This is a genomic window from Bradyrhizobium sp. BR14999 (assembly GCF_056106085.1).
In genome coordinates, this window is record NZ_CM148536.1 from 8,819,396 (window position 1) to 8,837,982 (window position 18,587).

Here is an 18,587-nt window from a genome sequence, read left to right on the forward strand (position 1 = left end):
AGCGCAATCAGGCCTCGCCCCGGGCCGCACGGCGACTTCTACGCCCCCACCAGCGCCTTCGCGGTCGGTAACAGCGTCTGCTGCACCACCAGACCCCTGGCGCGCGCGTCCATGACGCCGACGGCGCGCAGCGCCAGCAGCGTCACGGTCTGCACCGCATCGCGCATCTTGACGGGATCTTCGAGATTGTCAGGCGCGAGCGGCCCGACCAGGGCCTCATGCAGCGCGCCAAGCAGCGCGGTGGCGGCGAGCGCGGTATCCTGCGCCGGCAGATGGCCGGCGCGCACGGCGGCGTCGATCCGCGAGGCGATCTCGCCCGCGATCTCGCGCCGGCTGGCAAGACGCGAGGCGCTGACATCGACATCGACGGGCTCGGCCAGGATGCCCCAGGCCAGCCTGCGCTGCGACAGCGTATGGACCGCCACGGTGGTGACGGCAGCCGCCAGCGCTGAGGACGGCCCCGGCGCGGCGTCGGCCGCCCGCCGGATCGCCGCGAGCTCGTCGCGGGAGACCTCGGCGATCAATTCGGAGATCAGCTCGGCCTTGGAGGGAAAGTAGCGGTAGACCGTGCCCGCCGCGACATTGGCGCGGACCGCGACCGGCGCAATCTGCACGGCCGCCATCCCGCCCTCCGCCGCAGCCTCCCGCGCCGCGGCCAATATCGCACTGCGCCGGGCCGCAAGGCGCTTCACCACTTGATGCGTCCGCCGATAAACCATGGCGCGCTTCCTGTCCCACACGCCAGCCACACGCCCTGCGGCCGAACGCTTCGTCACTGCAAAGATGCAAATCGCCCCGCAAAGACTGAACAACTATTCAGGGTGGATGACAAGATGCAAATGCGTGGAGCGTCACAGCGAACGGGCTGGAGCGCCAGCCGGCCCGCAAACAGCGCGATGAGATCAGGCTTGATGGCCTGCCGCACAACAACAATAGGTGCGCTGGGGGTGGGGTGTCCGCGCATTCCTCAAGAGGAGAGAGCCCTCACCCGGCGCTTCGCGCCGACCTCTCCCGCAAGCGGGAGAGGTTAAAGGAGCCTGCGCGAGAAGCGAACCTCTCGCCCAATCGGCATAGGGGGCGACCTTGTATGGTCGCTCCCCTGCCACACCACCCGGCATGCGGGTCCGCACCGGGCGGTTCGAGAAGTTGAGGTCATGAGAGTCGGGGTAGTCCGAGCCGGTTGGACCAGTCGAGGGTCAGCGCGGCGTTGAGGAGCATGCCGCTGTTGCGCCACCAGCGCCGGCTGTTCGCCGCCACCTGCCGCGCCACATCCGGTTTGGCCCCAAGCGCCATCAGTTCCCTGTACATGGTCTTGCCGCGTTTCCATTGTTTGAGCTGGATTGCACGCACCCGATGGCGCAGCCACTTGTCCAGCTCGCGCCAGACCTTTGGCGTTTGCGCCAGCCGGAAGTAAGCCCGCCAGCCCAGAACGTAGGACCGCAGGCGGTCCATCACGTCCGGCAGACTGCGCCCGCCACTGCGGCTGGTCAGTTGCCGGATACGTTGCTTGAACGTCATCAGCGGTTTGACGGCGACCTTGCGCTTGATCACGCCGCCCGGAGCCACCCAAAAGCTGTAGCCCAGGAACTTGCGACCAAACACGTAATCCACTGCGCTCTTGGTCTCGTTGACCGTCAGACGCAGCTTGCCGTAGAGCCGCCGAAGCAGCGCCATCACCCGCTCACCAGCCCGGCGGCTGCGGACGTAAACGTTCGCATCGTCGGCATAGCGCACGAAGCAATGGCCTCGACGTTCCAGCTCCCTGTCCACTTCATCCAACAGGACATTCGCCAGCAGCGGCGATAGCGGCCCGCCTTGCGGCGTGCCCATCATCCGCTGCTGAACCAGGCCATCGCTCATGATCCCGCTGTTCAGATACGCCCGGATCAGCCGGATCACTCCGGGGTCTGCGATCCGTTGCTGAAGACGGTCCATGAGGATGTCGTGGTTGACCCGGTCGAAGAACTTCTCCAGGTCCACGTCCACCACGATCCGGCGCCCCGATTGCACATATGACTGCGCCGCAAGGACGGCCTCATGTGCGCTTCGACCCGGGCGGAAGCCGTAGCTATGCTTGCTGAAGGTGGGATCAAGGATGGGCTGCAGCACTTGCAGCAGCGCCTGCTGGATCAACCGATCCGTCACCGTGGGGATGCCAAGCTCGCGCTCGCCACCCTCAGGCTTGGGAATGGTCACCCGACGTACCGGACTGGGCCGGTACGTCCCCTGCAACAGCTGTTCCCGGATGACGGGCCACGCCGTACGCAGATGTTCGGCAGTCTGATCAACATCCAGACCATCGACACCGGCTGCGCCTTTGTTGGCCCGCACCCGTTGCAACGCCCGTTGCAGGTTCTCTCTCGTCAGCGCCGCCAATAGCAGCGCCGACCCCGTGCTTTGCTTTGCAGGCCGCGGGCGGCGAGCTTCGTCACTGCCCGAGGCCCACGCGGCTTCACCGCGTCCTTCCTCGAGCCGCCCTGCTTGCGCAGGCATCTGACGCGGTGCTCCCCACATCGGCATGGTGCCTAACACTCCTCCTCGTTCGGTCCTTCGCCGGGATGCGGGCTCCTCGCCGTACCCCCGGCTACTACGACCTCTGCTGCCCCCTCGCTCCGGCTCGACACCGTCGCCCTTTCGGACGTGAGGCAAGGTCTCCCAGGTAAGAACGCACTCCTTCACTGCACGACCGCCGGATCTACGCCGCTTCCCTTTGATCATGAGAGCTTCGCGGTCCTTTGCCCGCTCGCCCTGGTCGGCAGCGCCTTCTATCCGGTTCTTGTCCATCGGCCCGCAGCTTCGATCCACGCTTCCTCCCCACATTCGGTCGCCCTCATGCAGTTGCGCTTCACTTCGCTCGCCATGATCAGCTTACGATGGGACTTTCACCCATAAGAGTGCGCCCATGCTGGGCGCACAAAGAAAAGAGCCCCGTCCGAGACGGGGCTCTCGAAATTCCTAAGTCGTCCAGTCTTACTTCAGGCTGCTCGAGATCGAGCCGAACTTGGTGTTCAGCGAGCTGCCGAGGTTGTTGACGACGGTGATGATCGCGAGCGCGATGCCGGCGGCAATCAGGCCGTATTCGATGGCGGTGGCGCCGGATTCGTCTTTCACGAAACGCGAAACGAGGTTCTTCATAGACTGCTCCAAAGATTAAACGGGGCTACAAACTGGTCTGGTCTTTTCGGCTTCCCAGCGCCGCCCGACCATGAAACCGAACCTAGAGGCAAAGAATTTCGCCGCAGTTAATTCGACTGCGGAAACACGGAGCGGTTTGCGTGTATTCTTCGATGGTAAATCGAAATTGAAAACAATCGGTTAAATTGTCGGGACATGAAATCGGCCCGGCGCCGCCGGTTTACCCGAAGTTATGACCACGCATGGTCCAATGCCGCCCGCTCGGCCTGAAGCGCGATGAGATGAATCGTTTATCGCGCTTCAGGTTATTGTTTGAGCATGACCTTCCCGGAAAACCGCGACACACTTTTCCGGATCATGCTTGGACCGACACAGGACCACGAGGCGGCATGTCCCTTTCCTTTGCCAACAGCATTGCGGTGCAGAGCCGCGCGCGCGCCCTGGTGCCGTTGTGCGTCGGTGCAGGCACCTATCTGTTCTTCCTCTTTGTCAGCGACACGCTGCTTCAGGACTCCGACTCGTTCTGGCAGATCAAGATCGGGCAATGGATCCTCGACCACGGCGCAATGCCGTACACGGACTTCTATTCCTTCACGCGGACCGGTGCGCCCTGGATTTCGACGTCGTGGCTGTCGCAGGTGATGTTTGCGTTCTCCTACACGCAATGGGGCTGGGCCGGGCCAGTGATCCTCACCGCGATCGGGATCGCGCTCTCGACCGCGATCTTCGTCCATCTGTTAGATGCGCAGATCGAGGCACCGCGCGCGGTGCTGTTCGCGCTGCTGGCGCTGCTGTTGGCGCTGCATCACGTGCTGGCGCGGCCGCATATCCTGGCGCTGCCCGTCATGGTGGCGTGGCTCGGCCTCTTGATGGCGGCGGCCGACCGCAGGAGCGCGCCGTCCTGGGCCTGGCTGCCGCTGATGGCGCTCTGGGCGAATTTGCACGGCGGCTTCGTGCTGGGCCTTGCGCTGATCGGTCCGATCTCGCTCGAGGCGGTCGAGCATGCCGAGAAGGGACGACGGCTCCAACTGTTCCTACGCTGGGTGCTGTTTGGCGTCGGCGCATTGATCGCGAGCTGCTGCACGCCTTATGGCTGGCGAACGCTGATGGGCGCGACCAACATCCTCAGCCTCGGCGAGCTGCTGTCGCTGATCTTCGAATGGATGCCGGCGAACTTCGCCACGTTCACATCATTCGAGGGCGCGCTGCTCGGCCTGATCGCGCTCGGTTACTACCGCGGCCTCGTGCTCTCGGCGCCCAGGATCTTCCTGATCCTGTTCCTGACCTGGAGCGCGCTGACCCATGTCAGGAGCATCGAGGCCTTTGCCTTTCTGGTGCCGCTGGTGCTGGCAAAGCCGCTCGGCGAGATGTTTTCGCGGCCGCCGGCTGACGCCACTGGCGCCGACCACGGGCCGGCTCGCTACGTCACCGCGCTCGGCGCACTGATGATTGTGGCCGCAAGCTGGACCTCGACCTCGCTCTATATGGGGCATCACCGCTTCGGCTTCACGATGACGCAGACGCCGGTTGCAGCGGTCGACCTGCTCGAGCAGCGCAAGTTGCAACGCATCTTCAACGCCTATCAGTTCGGCGGCTATCTGATCTCGCGCGACATCCCCGTCTTCGTCGACGGCCGCGCCGAGCTCTATGGCGAGAAATTCGTCATGGACTTCTTCAAGGCGACGGAGGGCAAGAAGCCCGAGCTGCTGCCGCGCCTGCTCGATGAATACAAGATCGACGCGACGCTATTGGTCGCCGATGCGCCGGGCCCGCAGATCCTCGACCAGCTCAAGGGCTGGAAGCGGATCTATGCGGATGACATCGCGGTCATCCACGTGCGGGAGAATGACGAGCGTGGGGCCGCGACGCTGTCGAAATGAGGACGTAAGCCCAGGCCGCGCTTCCAAATGAGAGCTCCGCTTCCAGGTGTGGAGCGGACCACTGCAGGCACGGCGGCCATTTCGCCGTTTGACCCAAGATGGACGTTAGGTGAGGAATCCTGCTTGAGAGCATTTTGGTCGGCAATGCGTGCCCTTCCAGATGCGGTGATGGATCGTGACCGCTAGAGGCCCCATGACGCACTGCGGTCGTTCGCCGGACTCCGTGTTTCGCTGAGGTGATGCGTCGAATCGGCTCATTGCGCTCGAGCGGTCGACGTGAGCCCATTACTTCTCGGAGAGCGCACGATGAAGGCCTTGCTGCTGCTCGTGTTTGCCATGGTTGTCGTGGCCCGGGAAGCGACCGCTCAGGACGCACCAAAGGACGCGCAATGCGTCCGCGAGCGCGTCGCCATGGTCGAAACCATCCGGGCATACGCCCGATCCGCCGCCAGTACCTTGGGACAGCAAGGCCTGTCGGAGAGTGTCCTTGAGGCCATGGAGCAAACGAAACGCCATCTATTCGTCCCCGAGCAATCTTGCTCCATCGCATACGCGGACAGACCGATGCCGATCGGTCTCGGGCAGACCATATCGCAGCCGTACATCGTGGCCTTGATGACCCAATTGGTCGAGGTCGCGCCGGATCACGTTGTGCTGGAAGTGGGGACGGGTTCGGGCTATCAGGCCGCCGTCCTTGCGCACCTGGCGCGAAAGGTCTGCACCATCGAGATCATCCCGCAATTGGCCGAGACCGCTGCGAAAACATTAAGAGACCTCGCGTATGACAACGTGAGCGTCAGGCTTGGCGACGGATACGATGGCTGGCCCGAATGCGGTCCTTTTGACGCCATCGTCGTGACTGCGGCGCTCGGGCAGCCACCGCCGCCCCTGATTGAACAGCTTAAAGTAGGTGGCCGGCTCGTTATGCCGGTGGGACCCGGTTACACCACTCAGCAGCTCACGGTCGTCGAAAAAATCGCCCCCGACAAGACGACGACGCGCGCCGTCGCTCTCGTGCGCTTTGTCCCCTTTACGCGTTCACAAAACTAAGCTCGCAAACGTCCCGTTCTTGCTGAGCCGGAATTTGTCGGAGGTGGCTGGCGCCTCGCGCGAATGCACGTTTGGAGCGGCAGCAATTAGCCCATCAGCCAAGTGGCGGCCTCTCTGGTGGAGGGTCTGCTTGTCGGCGCATTCGGACTAGATTTGCTCACCCTAAGTTCTTCGCATGTTGACCCAACTCGGACGTTAAGCGGCTAGTCTGCGGCTGACTGGGGCGAATCCGCCCCTTCCGTTCCGATGGCCAAGACAGATAAGATGCCCGCTCTCGACCCAGGGGCCGGAAATGACGCGCGTGGTAAAGACGGGCAACAAGGCAGCCAAGGCGAGAGCCCGCAGGAGAAGTGCGCCAAAAGGTCGCAAATCGGCCAAGACCAAGTGCGGGATAGCCCCATCTGTCACTCGTCGCGAGGCAGTTTCGGTTGCCGATCTACAGGCGCAGCTTGAACGTCGGACTGTAGAGCTGGATCAAGCGCTGGAGCAGCAGACCGCGACTTCGGAAGTGCTGCAAGTCATATCCAGCTCGCCTGGTGAGCTTGGGCCGGTGTTCGAGGCCATGCTGGAAAATGCCGTGCGCATCTGCAGCGCCAGTTTTGGGACGCTGCTCCTATACGAAGGCGACAGGTTGCGGCGGGTGGCGCGAATGGCCGCGCAAAACGTGCCGCAATTGTACGCGCCCGACCAGGAAACGCCGCCACACTTCATCGCGCCGTTTGATGGGGCGCCTTCGCTGGGGCGCCTCGTCGAGACCAAGGCGCTGGTTCACATTGCCGATATCGCCACAGAGCATCCCGACGATCTGATCTACAAGGTCGCCGCAGCCCGCACCGTTCTGATTGTGCCGATGCTCAAGGAGAGCGAGCTTGTCGGTGGCTTTGCTGTCTACCGCAAGGAAGTGCAAGAGTTCAGCGACAAGCAGGTCGAGTTGCTGGAAAATTTTGCGGCACAAGCGGTGATCGCCATCGAAAACACACGACTGCTCCGCGAGCTGCGCGAGCGCACTGACGATTTGACTCGTTCCCTCGACGACCTGCGCGCCGCGCAGGATCGCCTGGTGCAGACCGAGAAGCTGGCGTCGCTCGGCCAGCTCACCGCGGGCATTGCGCACGAGATCAAGAACCCGCTCAACTTCGTCAATAATTTCGCAGCCCTTTCAGCGGAGTTGACCGAGGAGTTGAACGAGGCCCTCAAGCCCGCTGAACTCGTCGACAAGATCCGCACCGAAGTCGATGAGCTGACGGCGCTTTTGAAGAGCAACCTCGAAAAGGTCGTGCAGCACGGCAAGCGGGCCGATTCCATCGTCAAGAACATGCTGCTGCACTCACGCGAGGGACCGGGCGAGCGCCGCCTCGCCGACATCAATGCCCTGGTCCAGGAAAGTCTTAATCTAGCCTACCATGGCGCGCGCGCAGAGAAGTCCGACTTCAACATCACGCTCACGCAGGACCTCGACCCCGACGCGGGCGAAATCGAGGTATATCCGCAGGAGATCACGCGCGCGCTGCTCAACGTGATCTCCAACGGCTTCTATGCTACCACCAGGCGCAAGTCCGAGGCGGGAGACGAGACCTTTGAGCCTGTGCTGAGTGCGACCACGAACAACCTTGACGACAAGATCGAAATTCGCATCCGCGACAACGGCACCGGGATTCCGGTCGAGGTGAAGGAAAAAATGTTCAATCCCTTCTTCACTACCAAGCCAGCTGGCGAAGGCACAGGGCTCGGTCTGTCGATGACCCACGACATCATTGTCAAACAACACGGCGGAGCCCTCGATGTCGAGAGCGAGCTGGGTGTGTTTACCGAGTTCATTATCACGCTGCCGCGATGACCTCTTTTGGCCGATTCCGTTGAAAAAGGCCGGCAGTATTTCGTTGTAATAGCTCCGTCGCGACGTGGCCGGAACTGCTCTTACTGACCCTATGCGAGCGTCGGGGTGGGCATCGGGATCAGCTTGGCCATCTTTCGAAGGTTTTGGGCGGTGGCTGCGAGGATGAACTCGTCGCGCGCGCCGTTTGGACCTCGTAAACGCAAACGGTCGAGCTTGAGAATGCGCTTGAGGTGCGCGAACAACATCTCGATTTTCTTGCGGAGCCGGCGCGAGGTGCCTCCCTCCCACGATCTCGCGATCTGGCGCGCCATGTCGCGAGCGCCCTCGTAGATCGAGCGGGGCACTCTCCGTGAAGCCTGCTTGGGGCAGCATCGGGGCTTCAATGCGCATCGATCACAATCGCGCTTGCTGGCGAGGTAAAGCATGGTAGCACCATCATTCACCAACGTTCCGGTCGTGGTAAGAATGTTGCCACCAGGGCAACGATAGATGTCCCCAGCATGGTCATAGGTGAAGTCGTCGCGCGAGAAGATCCCGTCTGTGCGGGCCGACTTGTCGAAGACTGTAACGTGCGGCTCGATCCCGTGCTCATAGACCAGCCAGGCGAGCATCTCGGCCGAGCCATAGCCGCTGTCACCGAGCAGCCGGCTCGGATAGAGATCAAACCGCTCCAGCGAGCGCTCAATCATGCGCTTGGCGGCCAATACCTCCGCCTGCCGGATTGCCGTCGTTGCCTCAACATCGACGATGATCGCGTTCTCGATGTCGACCAGATAGTTCGTCGAATAGGCGAAAAACGCTTGGCCGCCGTGCGCCCCCGTCCAGCGCGCCGCCGGATCGGAAGGCGATACGAACTTCGGGGTAACCTCGGTCGCGGCTCCGAAAGCGGCATCATCAAGGCCGGCCAGATACTCATCGATTGCTCGGCTGGCAGCCTCCGGCGGAAGTCCCTTATCGCCTTCGATCCCCTTCTGCCGATTGGCATCGGCCTTGATTAGGCTCGCATCGACTGCAAATCCCTCACCGCCGACCAGTCGTTCCTCGATGCAGCGGCGCAGCACGCTCTCGAACACGCGACGGAAGAGGTCGCTCTGCCGGAAGCGGCCGTGCCTGTTCTTGGAGAATGTCGAATGATCCGGCACCGTCCCGTCCAGACCGAGCCGGCAAAACCACCGGTAGGCCAAATTGAGGTGAACCTCATCGCACAGGCGCCGCTCCGATCGGATGCCGAAGCAGTAACCGATCAGGAGCATCCGGATCATCAACTCGGGATCGATCGAAGGCCGACCGATGCTGCTGTAGAAAGGCGCCAGGTCCCGCCGGACCTGTTCAAGATCGACAAACCTGTCAATCAACCGCAGCAAGTGATCAGTCGGGATATGTCTTTCGAGCGAGAACTCATAGAACAACGCGGTCTGTTCGACTTGCCGATGCCCCATCATGATCTTCAGTCCTGCCAATTAGACAGACTGAATCACTGATATCTCTGCGTCGCAACAGCCGTCTTTTTCAACAGAATCGGCCCTTAGCCGAACAACATTGGGCCTATTGTGATGTCGGCTATCGGCGGTAAACCGGGCGCAGGGCTCGCTCGCTTCGACTGCCGCTTGTGACCTGCTTCGGACATTTGCTTAACGTCCGGCCGACCCGGACAGCGCCGGGCCGGCTGCGTGCATCAATGGGCATGCATCGCTCAGGGACGAACGCGGATGATCGTATTGCCCTTGCGTCGCTCGGTCGGATTTAAGGCGGCGACGGCATCGTCGAGCGTCGAGATGTTGCCGATGTTCGTCCGCAATCGTCCATCCCGTACCCGCTGGACGATCTCACTCAGTTGCGCACGATCGGGCTCGACGACGAAGTCAACCGCCACGCCGTCGGAGGGCCGCGCCTCGGCCGGCCCGACGACAGTCACCAGTATTCCTCCAACTCGAATCAGTCCTGCAGACCGCTTCTGGATATCACCGCCGATAACATCAAATACCAGATCGACTTCGCCGACCTCTTCCAGGGCGTCGTTGTCGAGATCGACGAACTCCTTCGCGCCGAAGTCGAGCACCGTCTGACGGTCGGCTGCACGTCCGGTGCCGATGACGTAGGCGCCGGCCTCTCGTGCGAGTTGCGTCACCATCGACCCGACTGCGCCGGCCGCGCCGTGTGCGAGAACGCTCTGCCCCGCGCGAAGGCGGCCGTGCTGAAACAGCCCTTGCCATGCGGTCAGGCCCGAGATCGGCAGGCTCGCGCCCACCGTGAAGTCGACGTCGCCCGGCAGCGGCGCGAGATTGCGAGCCTCGATCGCCACATACTCGGCCAGCGTGCCGTCGCGATACCAATCCGCGAGGCCGAACACCCGCTGTCCCACCGACAGGCCCGTGGTGCCATATCCGAGAGCGGCGACCACTCCGGCCAGCTCGTGCCCAGGGATCGACGGTGTTCGGTCATGATCGAGGCGATCGGTCCAGGTCGAGGGCCACGCCAGCTCAGTCGGGACAAATCCCGACGCATGAACCTGAACGACGACATCGTTTATCGCTGCCTGCGGCCCGGGCCGCTCCACCAGCTTCATCGCGGCCGTTCCCGCGGTTCGGTCCGTTACAACGATAGCCTTCATGGGAATTATCTCCTCGGTCATTTGTCTCTTTAGTGTGTTGCAGGGGGCGTGGATGTGCCGGCCATCGACAAAACGCCAGGCAGTGTGGAACTCCTGTCTCCGTGTCTGCGATCTGAACTGTCTGCATTGACTGGAGCTCCCACTCAGCCTGATGGATCGGGATCGCTCCAGTCGCCGGTGCTAGCGAATAGATGCGTTGCGCCTGGTCATAAAACAGTACCAAGATTGCGGATTCTGGCTGTACCAAGCGCAATGGACCTTTCGGCCTGCTGCTTCCGGTGTTTGCCTTGATGTCGAGCGTGTTGTTGCTTGGCGAGCGCATGACGCCAAAGTTGATCGTCGGTGGGCTGCTCGCGATGTCAGGCGTGGCGACGACACAGGCCAGACCGAGCGCGCGCCCCGTTTGAACACGGACGTCGCGTCATGGCATCGACATCATCTGTCCGACCAATGGAGATCACGATGTTGCGACCCCACGCGCCCGCCTGATCATGCGGTAATATCGAATGGTCGAACAGGAAGACGCATCATGAAGTTTCGCCATCTCGTCAGCGCGCTTCTCGTCATGGTCTCGATCGGCGCGGCGCAGGCGGCGCCGCAATGGCTGAGCCTGCCGCCGACGCCGACATTGCCCAAAGCCGCGCAGAGCGGTCTCGCGCCCATCAACGGGGTCAAGATCTGGTACGCGGTGTTCGGCCGCGGGCAGCCCGTCCTGTTGCTGCATGGCGGTCTTGCCAATGCGAACTACTGGGGCCACCAGGTCCGCGCGCTGCAGCGGCACTATCAGGTCATCGTCATGGAGAGCCGCGGCCATGGGCGCAGCAGCCGCAATCAGGAACCCTACGGTTACGACCTCATGGCCTCGGACGTGGTCGGGCTGCTTGACCATCTCAAGATCAGGAAGGCGGCGATCGTGGGCTGGAGCGACGGCGCGATCATCGGCCTCGACATCGCCATGAAGCACCCGGAGCGGGTGAGCAAGCTGTTCGCCTTCGCGGCGAACTCGGATCCGTCAGGCGTTGCGGATATCGCTTCAAGCGACGTCTTCAACGCCTACATCGCCAGGGCCGGCGAAGAATACAAGCGCATCTCGCCGACACCGACGGAGTACAAGAGCTTCGTCGCCGACATCACCAAAATGTGGGAGAGCCAGCCGAAATGGACGGCTTCGGATCTCGCGGCGATCAAGGTCCCGACCTGGATCGTCGATGGCGATCATGACGAGGCGATCAAGCGCGAGAACACCGAGTTCATGGCGGCGAACATTCCCGGCGCCGGCCTGCTGATCCAGCCGGAGGTCAGTCACTTCTCGTTCTTGCAGGATCCCGAGCAGTTCAACGAGGATGTCGCGCATTTCCTGGCGCGTGGCGGAGGCCCGCGCGCATCGCCGAAATGAAGAGCTGTAGGGTGGGCAAAGCGTAGCGTGCCCACCATGTCGACCGTGCGTTCCGAGAGATGGTGGGCACGGCGCAAGTGCGCCTTTGCCCACCCTACGAAGCTGGTGCCACGTCATTGCCAGCGCAACTGCATCAACATCGTCATTGCGAGCGCGGCTCTCTCAACACCGTCATTGCGAGGAGCCCTTGCGACGAAGCAATCCAGAATCCCGCCGCGGTGACAGTCTGGATTGCTTCGCGGAGCCTGTCATCGGGCGGCGCTTCGCGCGGACCCGTTGGCTCGCAATGACGGGTCACCACATTGCCCGCGTCGCAAATCACCGCGCACAAAAAAACGCGGCGTTGCCGCCGCGTTTTTCAATTCGATCTGCAGCTCGGGGCTCACGCCTGCGGCTGCGGCTCCAGGCCGGGATCCGGATCGGGCCGCGGGCGCGACTTACCGGCCGGGGGCACGGCGGAGGCGCGCGGCGTGGCCGGCTCCAGCACGGACTCGCGGTTCGGCTTCTTGCCCTTGAGCAGGTCGACGATCTCCTCGCCGGTCAGCGTCTCGAACTCGAGCAGGCCCTTGGCGAGCGTCTCGAGGTCGGCATGCTTCTCGGTGAGGATGCGGGTTGCTTCCTTGTAGCCTTCCTCGACCAGGCGTTTGATCTCGGAATCGATCTTCTGGACCGTTGCCTCGGAGGCGTTCTGCGTCCGCGACACCGACATGCCGAGGAAGACCTCGTCCTGGTTCTCGCCGTAAGAGACGGTGCCGAGCTCTTCCGACAGGCCCCAGCGCGTCACCATCATGCGGGCAAGGCGCGTGGCCTGCTCGATGTCGGAGGCGGCACCCGAGGTCACCTTCTCGCGGCCGAAGATCAGCTCTTCGGCAACGCGGCCACCCATCATGATGGCGAGGCGCGAGGTCATCTGCTCCAGCGACATCGACAGCTTGTCGCGCTCCGGCAACTGCATGACCATGCCGAGCGCACGGCCGCGCGGGATGATGGTCGCCTTGTGAATCGGATCGGTCGCGGGCACGTTGAGGCCGACGATGGCGTGGCCGCCCTCGTGATAGGCCGTCAGCAGCTTCTCTTCCTCGGTCATGACGAGCGACTTGCGCTCGGCGCCCATCATCACCTTGTCCTTGGCCTCCTCGAACTCGGCCTGCGTCACCATCCGCTTGTTGCGGCGGGCGGCGGTCAAAGCGGCTTCGTTGACGAGGTTCATCAGGTCGGCGCCGGAGAAGCCCGGGGTGCCGCGCGCGATGGTCTTGAGGTTGATATCCGGCGCCAGCGGAACTTTACGAACATGCACCTTGAGGATCTGCTCGCGGCCGACGACATCCGGATTCGGAACCACGACCTGGCGGTCGAAGCGGCCCGGACGCAGCAGCGCGGGATCGAGCACGTCAGGACGGTTGGTCGCCGCAATGAGGATCACGCCCTCGTTGGCCTCGAAGCCGTCCATCTCGACCAGCAGCTGATTCAGCGTCTGCTCGCGCTCGTCATTGCCGCCGCCGAGACCGGCGCCACGGTGACGACCGACGGCGTCGATTTCGTCGATGAAGATGATGCAGGGCGCGTTCTTCTTGGCCTGCTCGAACATGTCGCGGACACGGCTCGCGCCGACGCCGACGAACATCTCGACGAAGTCGGAACCGGAAATGGTGAAGAACGGCACGTTGGCCTCGCCCGCGACCGCACGCGCGATCAGGGTCTTGCCGGTGCCGGGAGGACCGACCAGCAGCACGCCGCGCGGAATGCGGCCGCCCAGGCGCTGGAATTTGCCGGGGTCGCGCAGGAATTCGACGATCTCCTGGAGATCCTGCTTGGCCTCGTCGACGCCCGCGACGTCCTCGAAGGTGACGCGACCATGCGCTTCGGTCAGCATCTTGGCGCGCGACTTGCCAAAGCCCATCGCCTTGCCGGCGCCGCCCTGCATCTGCCGCGACAGGAAGATCCACACGCCGATCAGCGCGATGAAGGGCAGCCAGGAGACCAGCAGCGAGACGAACCACGGCACGTTGTCGCCGGGCGGCTTCGCGGTGATCTGCACCTTGCTGTCATAGAGCCGCTTCACCAGCGTCGGGTCGTTCGGCGCATAGGTCTGGAAGCTCGAGCCGTTGGTGAAGGTGCCGTGGATGTCGGGCCCCTGGATCACGACGTCGCGGACATTGCCGCGGTCAACCTCGCTCAGCAGCTGGGAGAAGGCGATGTCCTGCGAGGACGCGCGCTGACCTGGATTCTGGAAGAGCGTGAACAATGCCAATAGCAGCAAGACAATGATGACCCAGAGGGCGAAATTGCGCAGATTGGCGTTCATCGATCTTCCTTCGTGGTCGCGCGGATCGCGGCCCTGATCCTTGGGGAGTTACTTTGGTCAATGCGAGGAAATCCCAAGGAATCCTCTCGGTTAGACGCATACAATTTAGGTGCCGCCCCGGTCGCTGCCAAGGGAACGAGATGGGACTATTTATCCCATCTTAGCGCGATTCCCGCTGAAATAATGGCGTCCTAGCCCGGGTTTTTCCCGCCTGGTTAAGGTCGCCTGACGGCGCCGAGCCGAAACGGCCGGTGTCATGATCCGACCTCATGCAGCCCTCATGCGCGCTTCATGCACCCTTCACGCACCCTTGCGCCGCCGGGCCGGCGCCGGCGCGATGTGGATACGCCCGCCGGCGAGGCTGATCAAGGCTCCCGCAAGGGTCTGCTTCAGGACCGGCCGGCCATTTGCGGCTGCACGGGGACCTGCGGCGATGGCCCGATCAAGCGCGGACATCAGGGTTTCGACCTTGCCGAGTTCCGCCGGCCCCTCGTGCCCGAGCGCGGCGATGGCCCGCAGCAGCAGCCGCAGCCGGACCTCCTCGGGCAGGACGGCAAACGCCGATGCCTCGAAGCTTCGAATGCCCGCCTGCGGCGCAACGTCGCGATCCCGCAAGCGGAGGAAGCGCTCGGCGCCGTCGGCGAGCACTTCGACGGCCGCGTTGGCGCGTGCCAGCCTTGCCGCGAGCCGCACGAGCGTGCGGGCATCGCCGCCTTCGGCCGCGAGCTGTGGCAGCAGCGCGCGCAGCCGCGGCCGGGTGAAGGCGGTGTCGCGGTTGGTGGGGTCATCGGCAAAGCCGACCTTCGCCCGCTTCAAGGTCGCGATCAGCTGCGCCTTCGGAACGTCGAGCAGCGGACGCGCCAGCACGATGCCGTCGCGCTCGCTGACACTGGCCATCGCCGACAGCCCGGCAAGTCCACTACCGCGGAGCATTCGCATCAGCAGGGTCTCGGCCTGGTCGTCGCGGGTGTGGGCCATCAGCACGTGGCTGGCGCCCACGGCTCGCGCGGCCTGTGCGAGCAGGCGGTAGCGGGCCTCGCGCGCCGCGGCAGGCAGTCCCGTCTTCGGCTTTGCGCCACGCCAGCGCAGGGTCCGGTGCGGCAGCCCGAGTTCGGTGGCCAGACGCTTGACCTCGCGCGCCTCGCGGGCCGCTTCCGGACGCAGGCCGTGATCGACGGTGACGACGGTGAGTTGCGGGCCGCGCACAAGACTGCGCCGCCAGCGGGCCACGAGCCACATCAGCGCGACTGAGTCCGGCCCGCCGGAGACCGCGAGCACCAGCGCCGGCGCAGCTTTCAGGCCCGCGAACAGCCGCCTCGCCTCGCGCGCCGAGATCGGAGAATTGTCGTCGTCTGACATGACGGCCCAGCAATCGTCAGCGGATGATTGCGATGTTTAGCGCAGCACCATCCGCATTGTCAGGACCCTAGATGCCACGCGTCAGCACTTCACCCGCTTCTGCTCGCGATCGACCGCGGCTTTGACGCCGGCGGAGGCGCGCGGATATTTGCGGCCGACCTCGCCGAAGGCGGCGCAGGCGGCCTCCTTCTCCTTCAGCGCGGCGAGCGACTGGCCGAGCCGCAGCAGCGCATCCGGCGCCTTGGCCGATTTCTCGTATTTGGTGGTGACGGCGAGGAACGCTTCCGCGGAGTCGCGATATTGCTGGCGCTGGAAGTAGCTCTCGCCGAGCCAGTATTGCGCGTCGCCGAGCAGCGGGTCGCTCGGATATTTCTGCGCAAAATTCTTCATGGTCTGCTCGGCGAGCGCATAGTCCTTGCGCTGCATGTAGCCGATGCCGAGGTCGAACTCGTCGCGCGGCGTTGCTGATGGCGGCAGCGTCGTCAGGCCAGCGCCGCCTGATGGCGCGGGACGGCCGGATTGGGCCGGCGGATAGCCGGGCTGCGCGGCCGGGGGAGCGGCCTGTTGCTGATAGCGGGGGCTGGTGTTGGCGAGATCGAGCGGTTCGCCGGCACCGCGTCCGCCAGGGGCACCACTGGGAGCTCCTGCCGGCATCGGCTGCTGACCGCCGCCGAGCGCACGCGGCGCGCCGGGCGCGTTCGGGTTCTGGTTCGGATCGAAGGCGTCGCCGCGGCGGCGCGTGCCGGGTGCGCCGGGCGCCGGCTGCTCCTGAACGATCGGCGCGGGAGCGGCGATCTGCGGCTGCTCGTAATTCGGCTGCACGGCCTGCTGCTGCGGCTGCTGCTGGCGATAGCCCGGCGCGACCTGACTTGGTGCGATCTGGGCGGGCGGCATCGCCGCGACATTGGGCGCCTGTCCGGGCGCGCCTTGCGCGCCGCCTTCGAGCGCCCGCAGCCGCTCCTCGAGCTGGCGGTTGCGATATTGCAGCTCTTCGTTCTGACCGGTGAGTTGGCGCAGCTGGTTCTCCAGCCGCTCGATCCGCATCTCGGGGTCGGCATCATCCGACTGCGCCAAGACCGACTGCGCAAGTGCGGGCGAGCACAAAGAGAGCAGCGCGGCGATCGCCGCGGTGCCGGTAAAGACCTTAAATCTGGATGACATCTTGCCCTGACGACAAAAGCGAAATGGCCTGCGACGGAACATTTGACGCGCCACACATTGAAGTGGAGTACGCCAAAAATGTGACTGGTACCAAGGGGTTTCTGTCACAGAATGCTGAAACGAAACCGGCGCCCGAGAGGGCGCCGGCATCATCCAGTTCTGAAGCTGAACGGCGCCTGACTGAACGTCAGGAGCTCGCGTTCAGGACGGTGACGGCGCGCCGGTTCTGCGACCAGCAGGAGATGTCGTTACAGACCGCGACCGGCCGCTCCTTGCCGTAGGAGATCGTGCGCATGCGGTTCGGATCGATGCCGCGCGAGGCGAGGAACGAACGCACCGACTGGGCGCGGCGGGCGCCGAGCGCGATGTTATATTCGCGGGTGCCACGCTCGTCGGCATGACCTTCGATGGTGAAGCTGTAGCGCGGATAGGTCTGGAGCCATTGCGCCTGCTTCTCCAGGGTCACGATCGCCTGCGGGGTCAGATCGGTCTGGTCGCTTTCGAAGAACACGCGGTCACCCACGTTGACGACGAAGTCCTGCTGGCTGCCCGGCGTCGCCGCGTTGGCCATCGCATCCGTCGCAGCATTCTTGTTGGCGCAGGCGCCCATCGACAGCGCGACGGCAAGCACCGCGACCAGCTTCAATCCCTGGAGGATACGCATAGGATGTTTCATTCCGGAGCCTCCACGCTCGCGTTAGTCCACTGCTGTCCGGTCTACAGGGGGTTGGTTAAGCGAACGTTCCGTCAACCTTGACGGAACCTTGCCTCAGCCGATCAAATGCCCCCAACCAGCGAAAAGCACCCATGATGGTTAATGGGTTGTAAATGTGGCGCGAGGGTGAAGGCAAGCCGCGCCAGCGGGCACAGCACTGTTTTTTGCCGGGATTCTAGGCCGAAAGGCGTACGGCGGCCCGAGACGCCGCTTCGGAATCAGGCGTGAACGGCGTCCGCCACGAACACCGGCCGCTGCGGAACGGACCGTTGCGGCGCCTGGCGCTGACCACCGCGCCCGAACAGCATCCGCCGCTCGAAGGCGGTCGACCGCATGATCGGATAGCGCTCGAACACCTTCTTGCGGAAGGTCGGGAAGTCCGCCGCCATCAGCCCGAACGGCTTGGTGAGACCGGGAACCAGCCGGGGCTCGGCGATGGTCTGGTGCAGGAACACCCGGCGGTAGAAGGCCTGGTGCTCGGGGCGCACGATCGCAAGGCCGAGATCGGCATTAAAATGCTCGCAGGCCATGTAGGCGAGGCGCGTCGTCAGATAGGGCAATTCCGGGACGCGTTTGACTTGGTCGGGATCGGCGACGAAGCGGGTCGGGTCGATCATGACCTCGCCGCGGTCGAGCCGCGGCAGCAGGATCTCGGGGAAGACGTCGGCCGAGGTGGACTCGCGCCATTCCGAGGTCAGCACGCTGATGCGCACGGAGCTGCAGAGCTCGCCGTTGAGATAGACGCCGAAGGTCCACGCGTTCGGCAGTTCGTCGTAGCGGTCGGTGACCCGTGCGTCCGCCGATTCCTTGACGGCGCCTTCGCGCCGATAGGCGCGGTAGCGGAGATTGTAGATCTCCTCCTTCTCGTCTGCCGTCTCTGCGAGATGATAGTCGAGGTCGGTGAGGAGTTCTGCCCCTCGCCCAACAGCCGAAATGACCGCTTTGGCCGAGGACTGCATCCCAACTCCTTACCCACAACCCACATCGCTCACTGCAAACGCGCGCAAGAAAGGAGGATTTCTCCGGAACAACTTCCACGCGCGTCATGATTTATTAACAGCTTCTTAACATCTATGCAAAGCAATCGAACGATTAGGGTTAACCACCGTAGCACTACGGTGGCCGGCAACAGACTGAA

General features: G+C 63.7%; 14 protein-coding genes and 1 pseudogene. 5 read left to right on the plus strand and 10 right to left on the minus strand.

The genetic code is table 11. The features are described 5' to 3' along the window. Window positions 1–38: 38 nt before the first annotated feature. The 3 genes from ACR9YP_RS41245 to ACR9YP_RS41255 form a co-directional block, all read right to left on the minus strand. The gene (locus ACR9YP_RS41245; RefSeq protein WP_091888190.1) at window positions 39–719 is read right to left on the minus strand and encodes a TetR/AcrR family transcriptional regulator; all 681 of its coding nucleotides are present in this window, start codon (window positions 717–719) and stop codon (window positions 39–41) included. Window positions 720–1,152: 433 nt separating this feature from the next. Then, complete coding sequence (gene ltrA / locus ACR9YP_RS41250; protein WP_474221005.1) at window positions 1,153–2,514, minus strand: group II intron reverse transcriptase/maturase; 1,362 nt, start codon at window positions 2,512–2,514, stop codon at window positions 1,153–1,155. 456 nt (window positions 2,515–2,970) lie between these two features. After that, complete coding sequence (locus ACR9YP_RS41255; RefSeq protein WP_014492421.1) at window positions 2,971–3,135, minus strand: Flp family type IVb pilin; 165 nt, start codon at window positions 3,133–3,135, stop codon at window positions 2,971–2,973. 389 nt (window positions 3,136–3,524) lie between these two features. Between ACR9YP_RS41255 and ACR9YP_RS41260 the strand changes: the two genes are divergently transcribed. The 3 genes from ACR9YP_RS41260 (at window position 3,525) to ACR9YP_RS41270 (ending at window position 7,902) form a co-directional block, all read left to right on the plus strand. After that, window positions 3,525–5,015 (plus strand): hypothetical protein, encoded by a 1,491-nt coding sequence (locus tag ACR9YP_RS41260; RefSeq protein WP_438104775.1) that lies wholly within the window; start codon window positions 3,525–3,527, stop codon window positions 5,013–5,015. A gap of 306 nt (window positions 5,016–5,321) precedes the next feature. Further along, complete coding sequence (locus ACR9YP_RS41265; RefSeq protein ID WP_438104774.1) at window positions 5,322–6,065, plus strand: protein-L-isoaspartate(D-aspartate) O-methyltransferase; 744 nt, start codon at window positions 5,322–5,324, stop codon at window positions 6,063–6,065. Window positions 6,066–6,357: 292 nt separating this feature from the next. Next, window positions 6,358–7,902: a sensor histidine kinase gene (locus ACR9YP_RS41270; RefSeq protein WP_438104772.1), complete on the plus strand. Its 1,545-nt coding sequence runs from the start codon at window positions 6,358–6,360 to the stop codon at window positions 7,900–7,902. Between the two features lie 89 nt (window positions 7,903–7,991). On the opposite strand, the gene ACR9YP_RS41275 is transcribed toward ACR9YP_RS41270, so the two are convergent. Together ACR9YP_RS41275 and ACR9YP_RS41280 are read right to left on the minus strand one after the other, a co-directional pair. Next, the gene (locus ACR9YP_RS41275) at window positions 7,992–9,344 is read right to left on the minus strand and encodes a transposase (protein WP_091880269.1); all 1,353 of its coding nucleotides are present in this window, start codon (window positions 9,342–9,344) and stop codon (window positions 7,992–7,994) included. Window positions 9,345–9,595: 251 nt separating this feature from the next. Next, entirely contained in the window at window positions 9,596–10,513 is a 918-nt protein-coding gene (locus ACR9YP_RS41280; RefSeq protein ID WP_474218769.1) for an NADP-dependent oxidoreductase, read from the minus strand. Window positions 10,514–10,761: 248 nt separating this feature from the next. Between ACR9YP_RS41280 and ACR9YP_RS41285 the strand changes: the two are divergent. Then, window positions 10,762–10,920: pseudogene (locus ACR9YP_RS41285) on the plus strand (EamA family transporter); the annotation flags it as partial. 122 nt (window positions 10,921–11,042) lie between these two features. Further along, window positions 11,043–11,909 (plus strand): alpha/beta fold hydrolase, encoded by an 867-nt coding sequence (locus ACR9YP_RS41290; RefSeq protein ID WP_438104769.1) that lies wholly within the window; start codon window positions 11,043–11,045, stop codon window positions 11,907–11,909. Between the two features lie 382 nt (window positions 11,910–12,291). Here ACR9YP_RS41290 and ftsH read toward each other — a convergent pair whose 3' ends face one another. The 5 genes from ftsH to ACR9YP_RS41315 all read right to left on the minus strand — a co-directional run bounded on the left by ftsH (window position 12,292) and on the right by ACR9YP_RS41315 (window position 18,408). Next, window positions 12,292–14,214: an ATP-dependent zinc metalloprotease FtsH gene (gene ftsH / locus ACR9YP_RS41295; RefSeq protein ID WP_091880422.1), complete on the minus strand. Its 1,923-nt coding sequence runs from the start codon at window positions 14,212–14,214 to the stop codon at window positions 12,292–12,294. Between the two features lie 300 nt (window positions 14,215–14,514). Then, on the minus strand, window positions 14,515–15,573 hold the full coding sequence (tilS, locus tag ACR9YP_RS41300; protein WP_438104765.1) for a tRNA lysidine(34) synthetase TilS: 1,059 nt from the start codon (window positions 15,571–15,573) through the stop codon (window positions 14,515–14,517). Window positions 15,574–15,654: 81 nt separating this feature from the next. Further along, window positions 15,655–16,734, minus strand: coding sequence for a tol-pal system protein YbgF (gene ybgF / locus ACR9YP_RS41305; protein ID WP_474218770.1), 1,080 nt, complete (start codon window positions 16,732–16,734; stop codon window positions 15,655–15,657). Between the two features lie 187 nt (window positions 16,735–16,921). Further along, a complete protein-coding gene (gene pal / locus ACR9YP_RS41310) occupies window positions 16,922–17,410 on the minus strand; it encodes a peptidoglycan-associated lipoprotein Pal (protein ID WP_035704649.1) in 489 nt (162 codons plus the stop codon). Window positions 17,411–17,667: 257 nt separating this feature from the next. Next, a complete protein-coding gene (locus ACR9YP_RS41315; RefSeq protein WP_128936516.1) occupies window positions 17,668–18,408 on the minus strand; it encodes an N-acyl amino acid synthase FeeM domain-containing protein in 741 nt (246 codons plus the stop codon). Window positions 18,409–18,587: the final 179 nt, after the last annotated feature.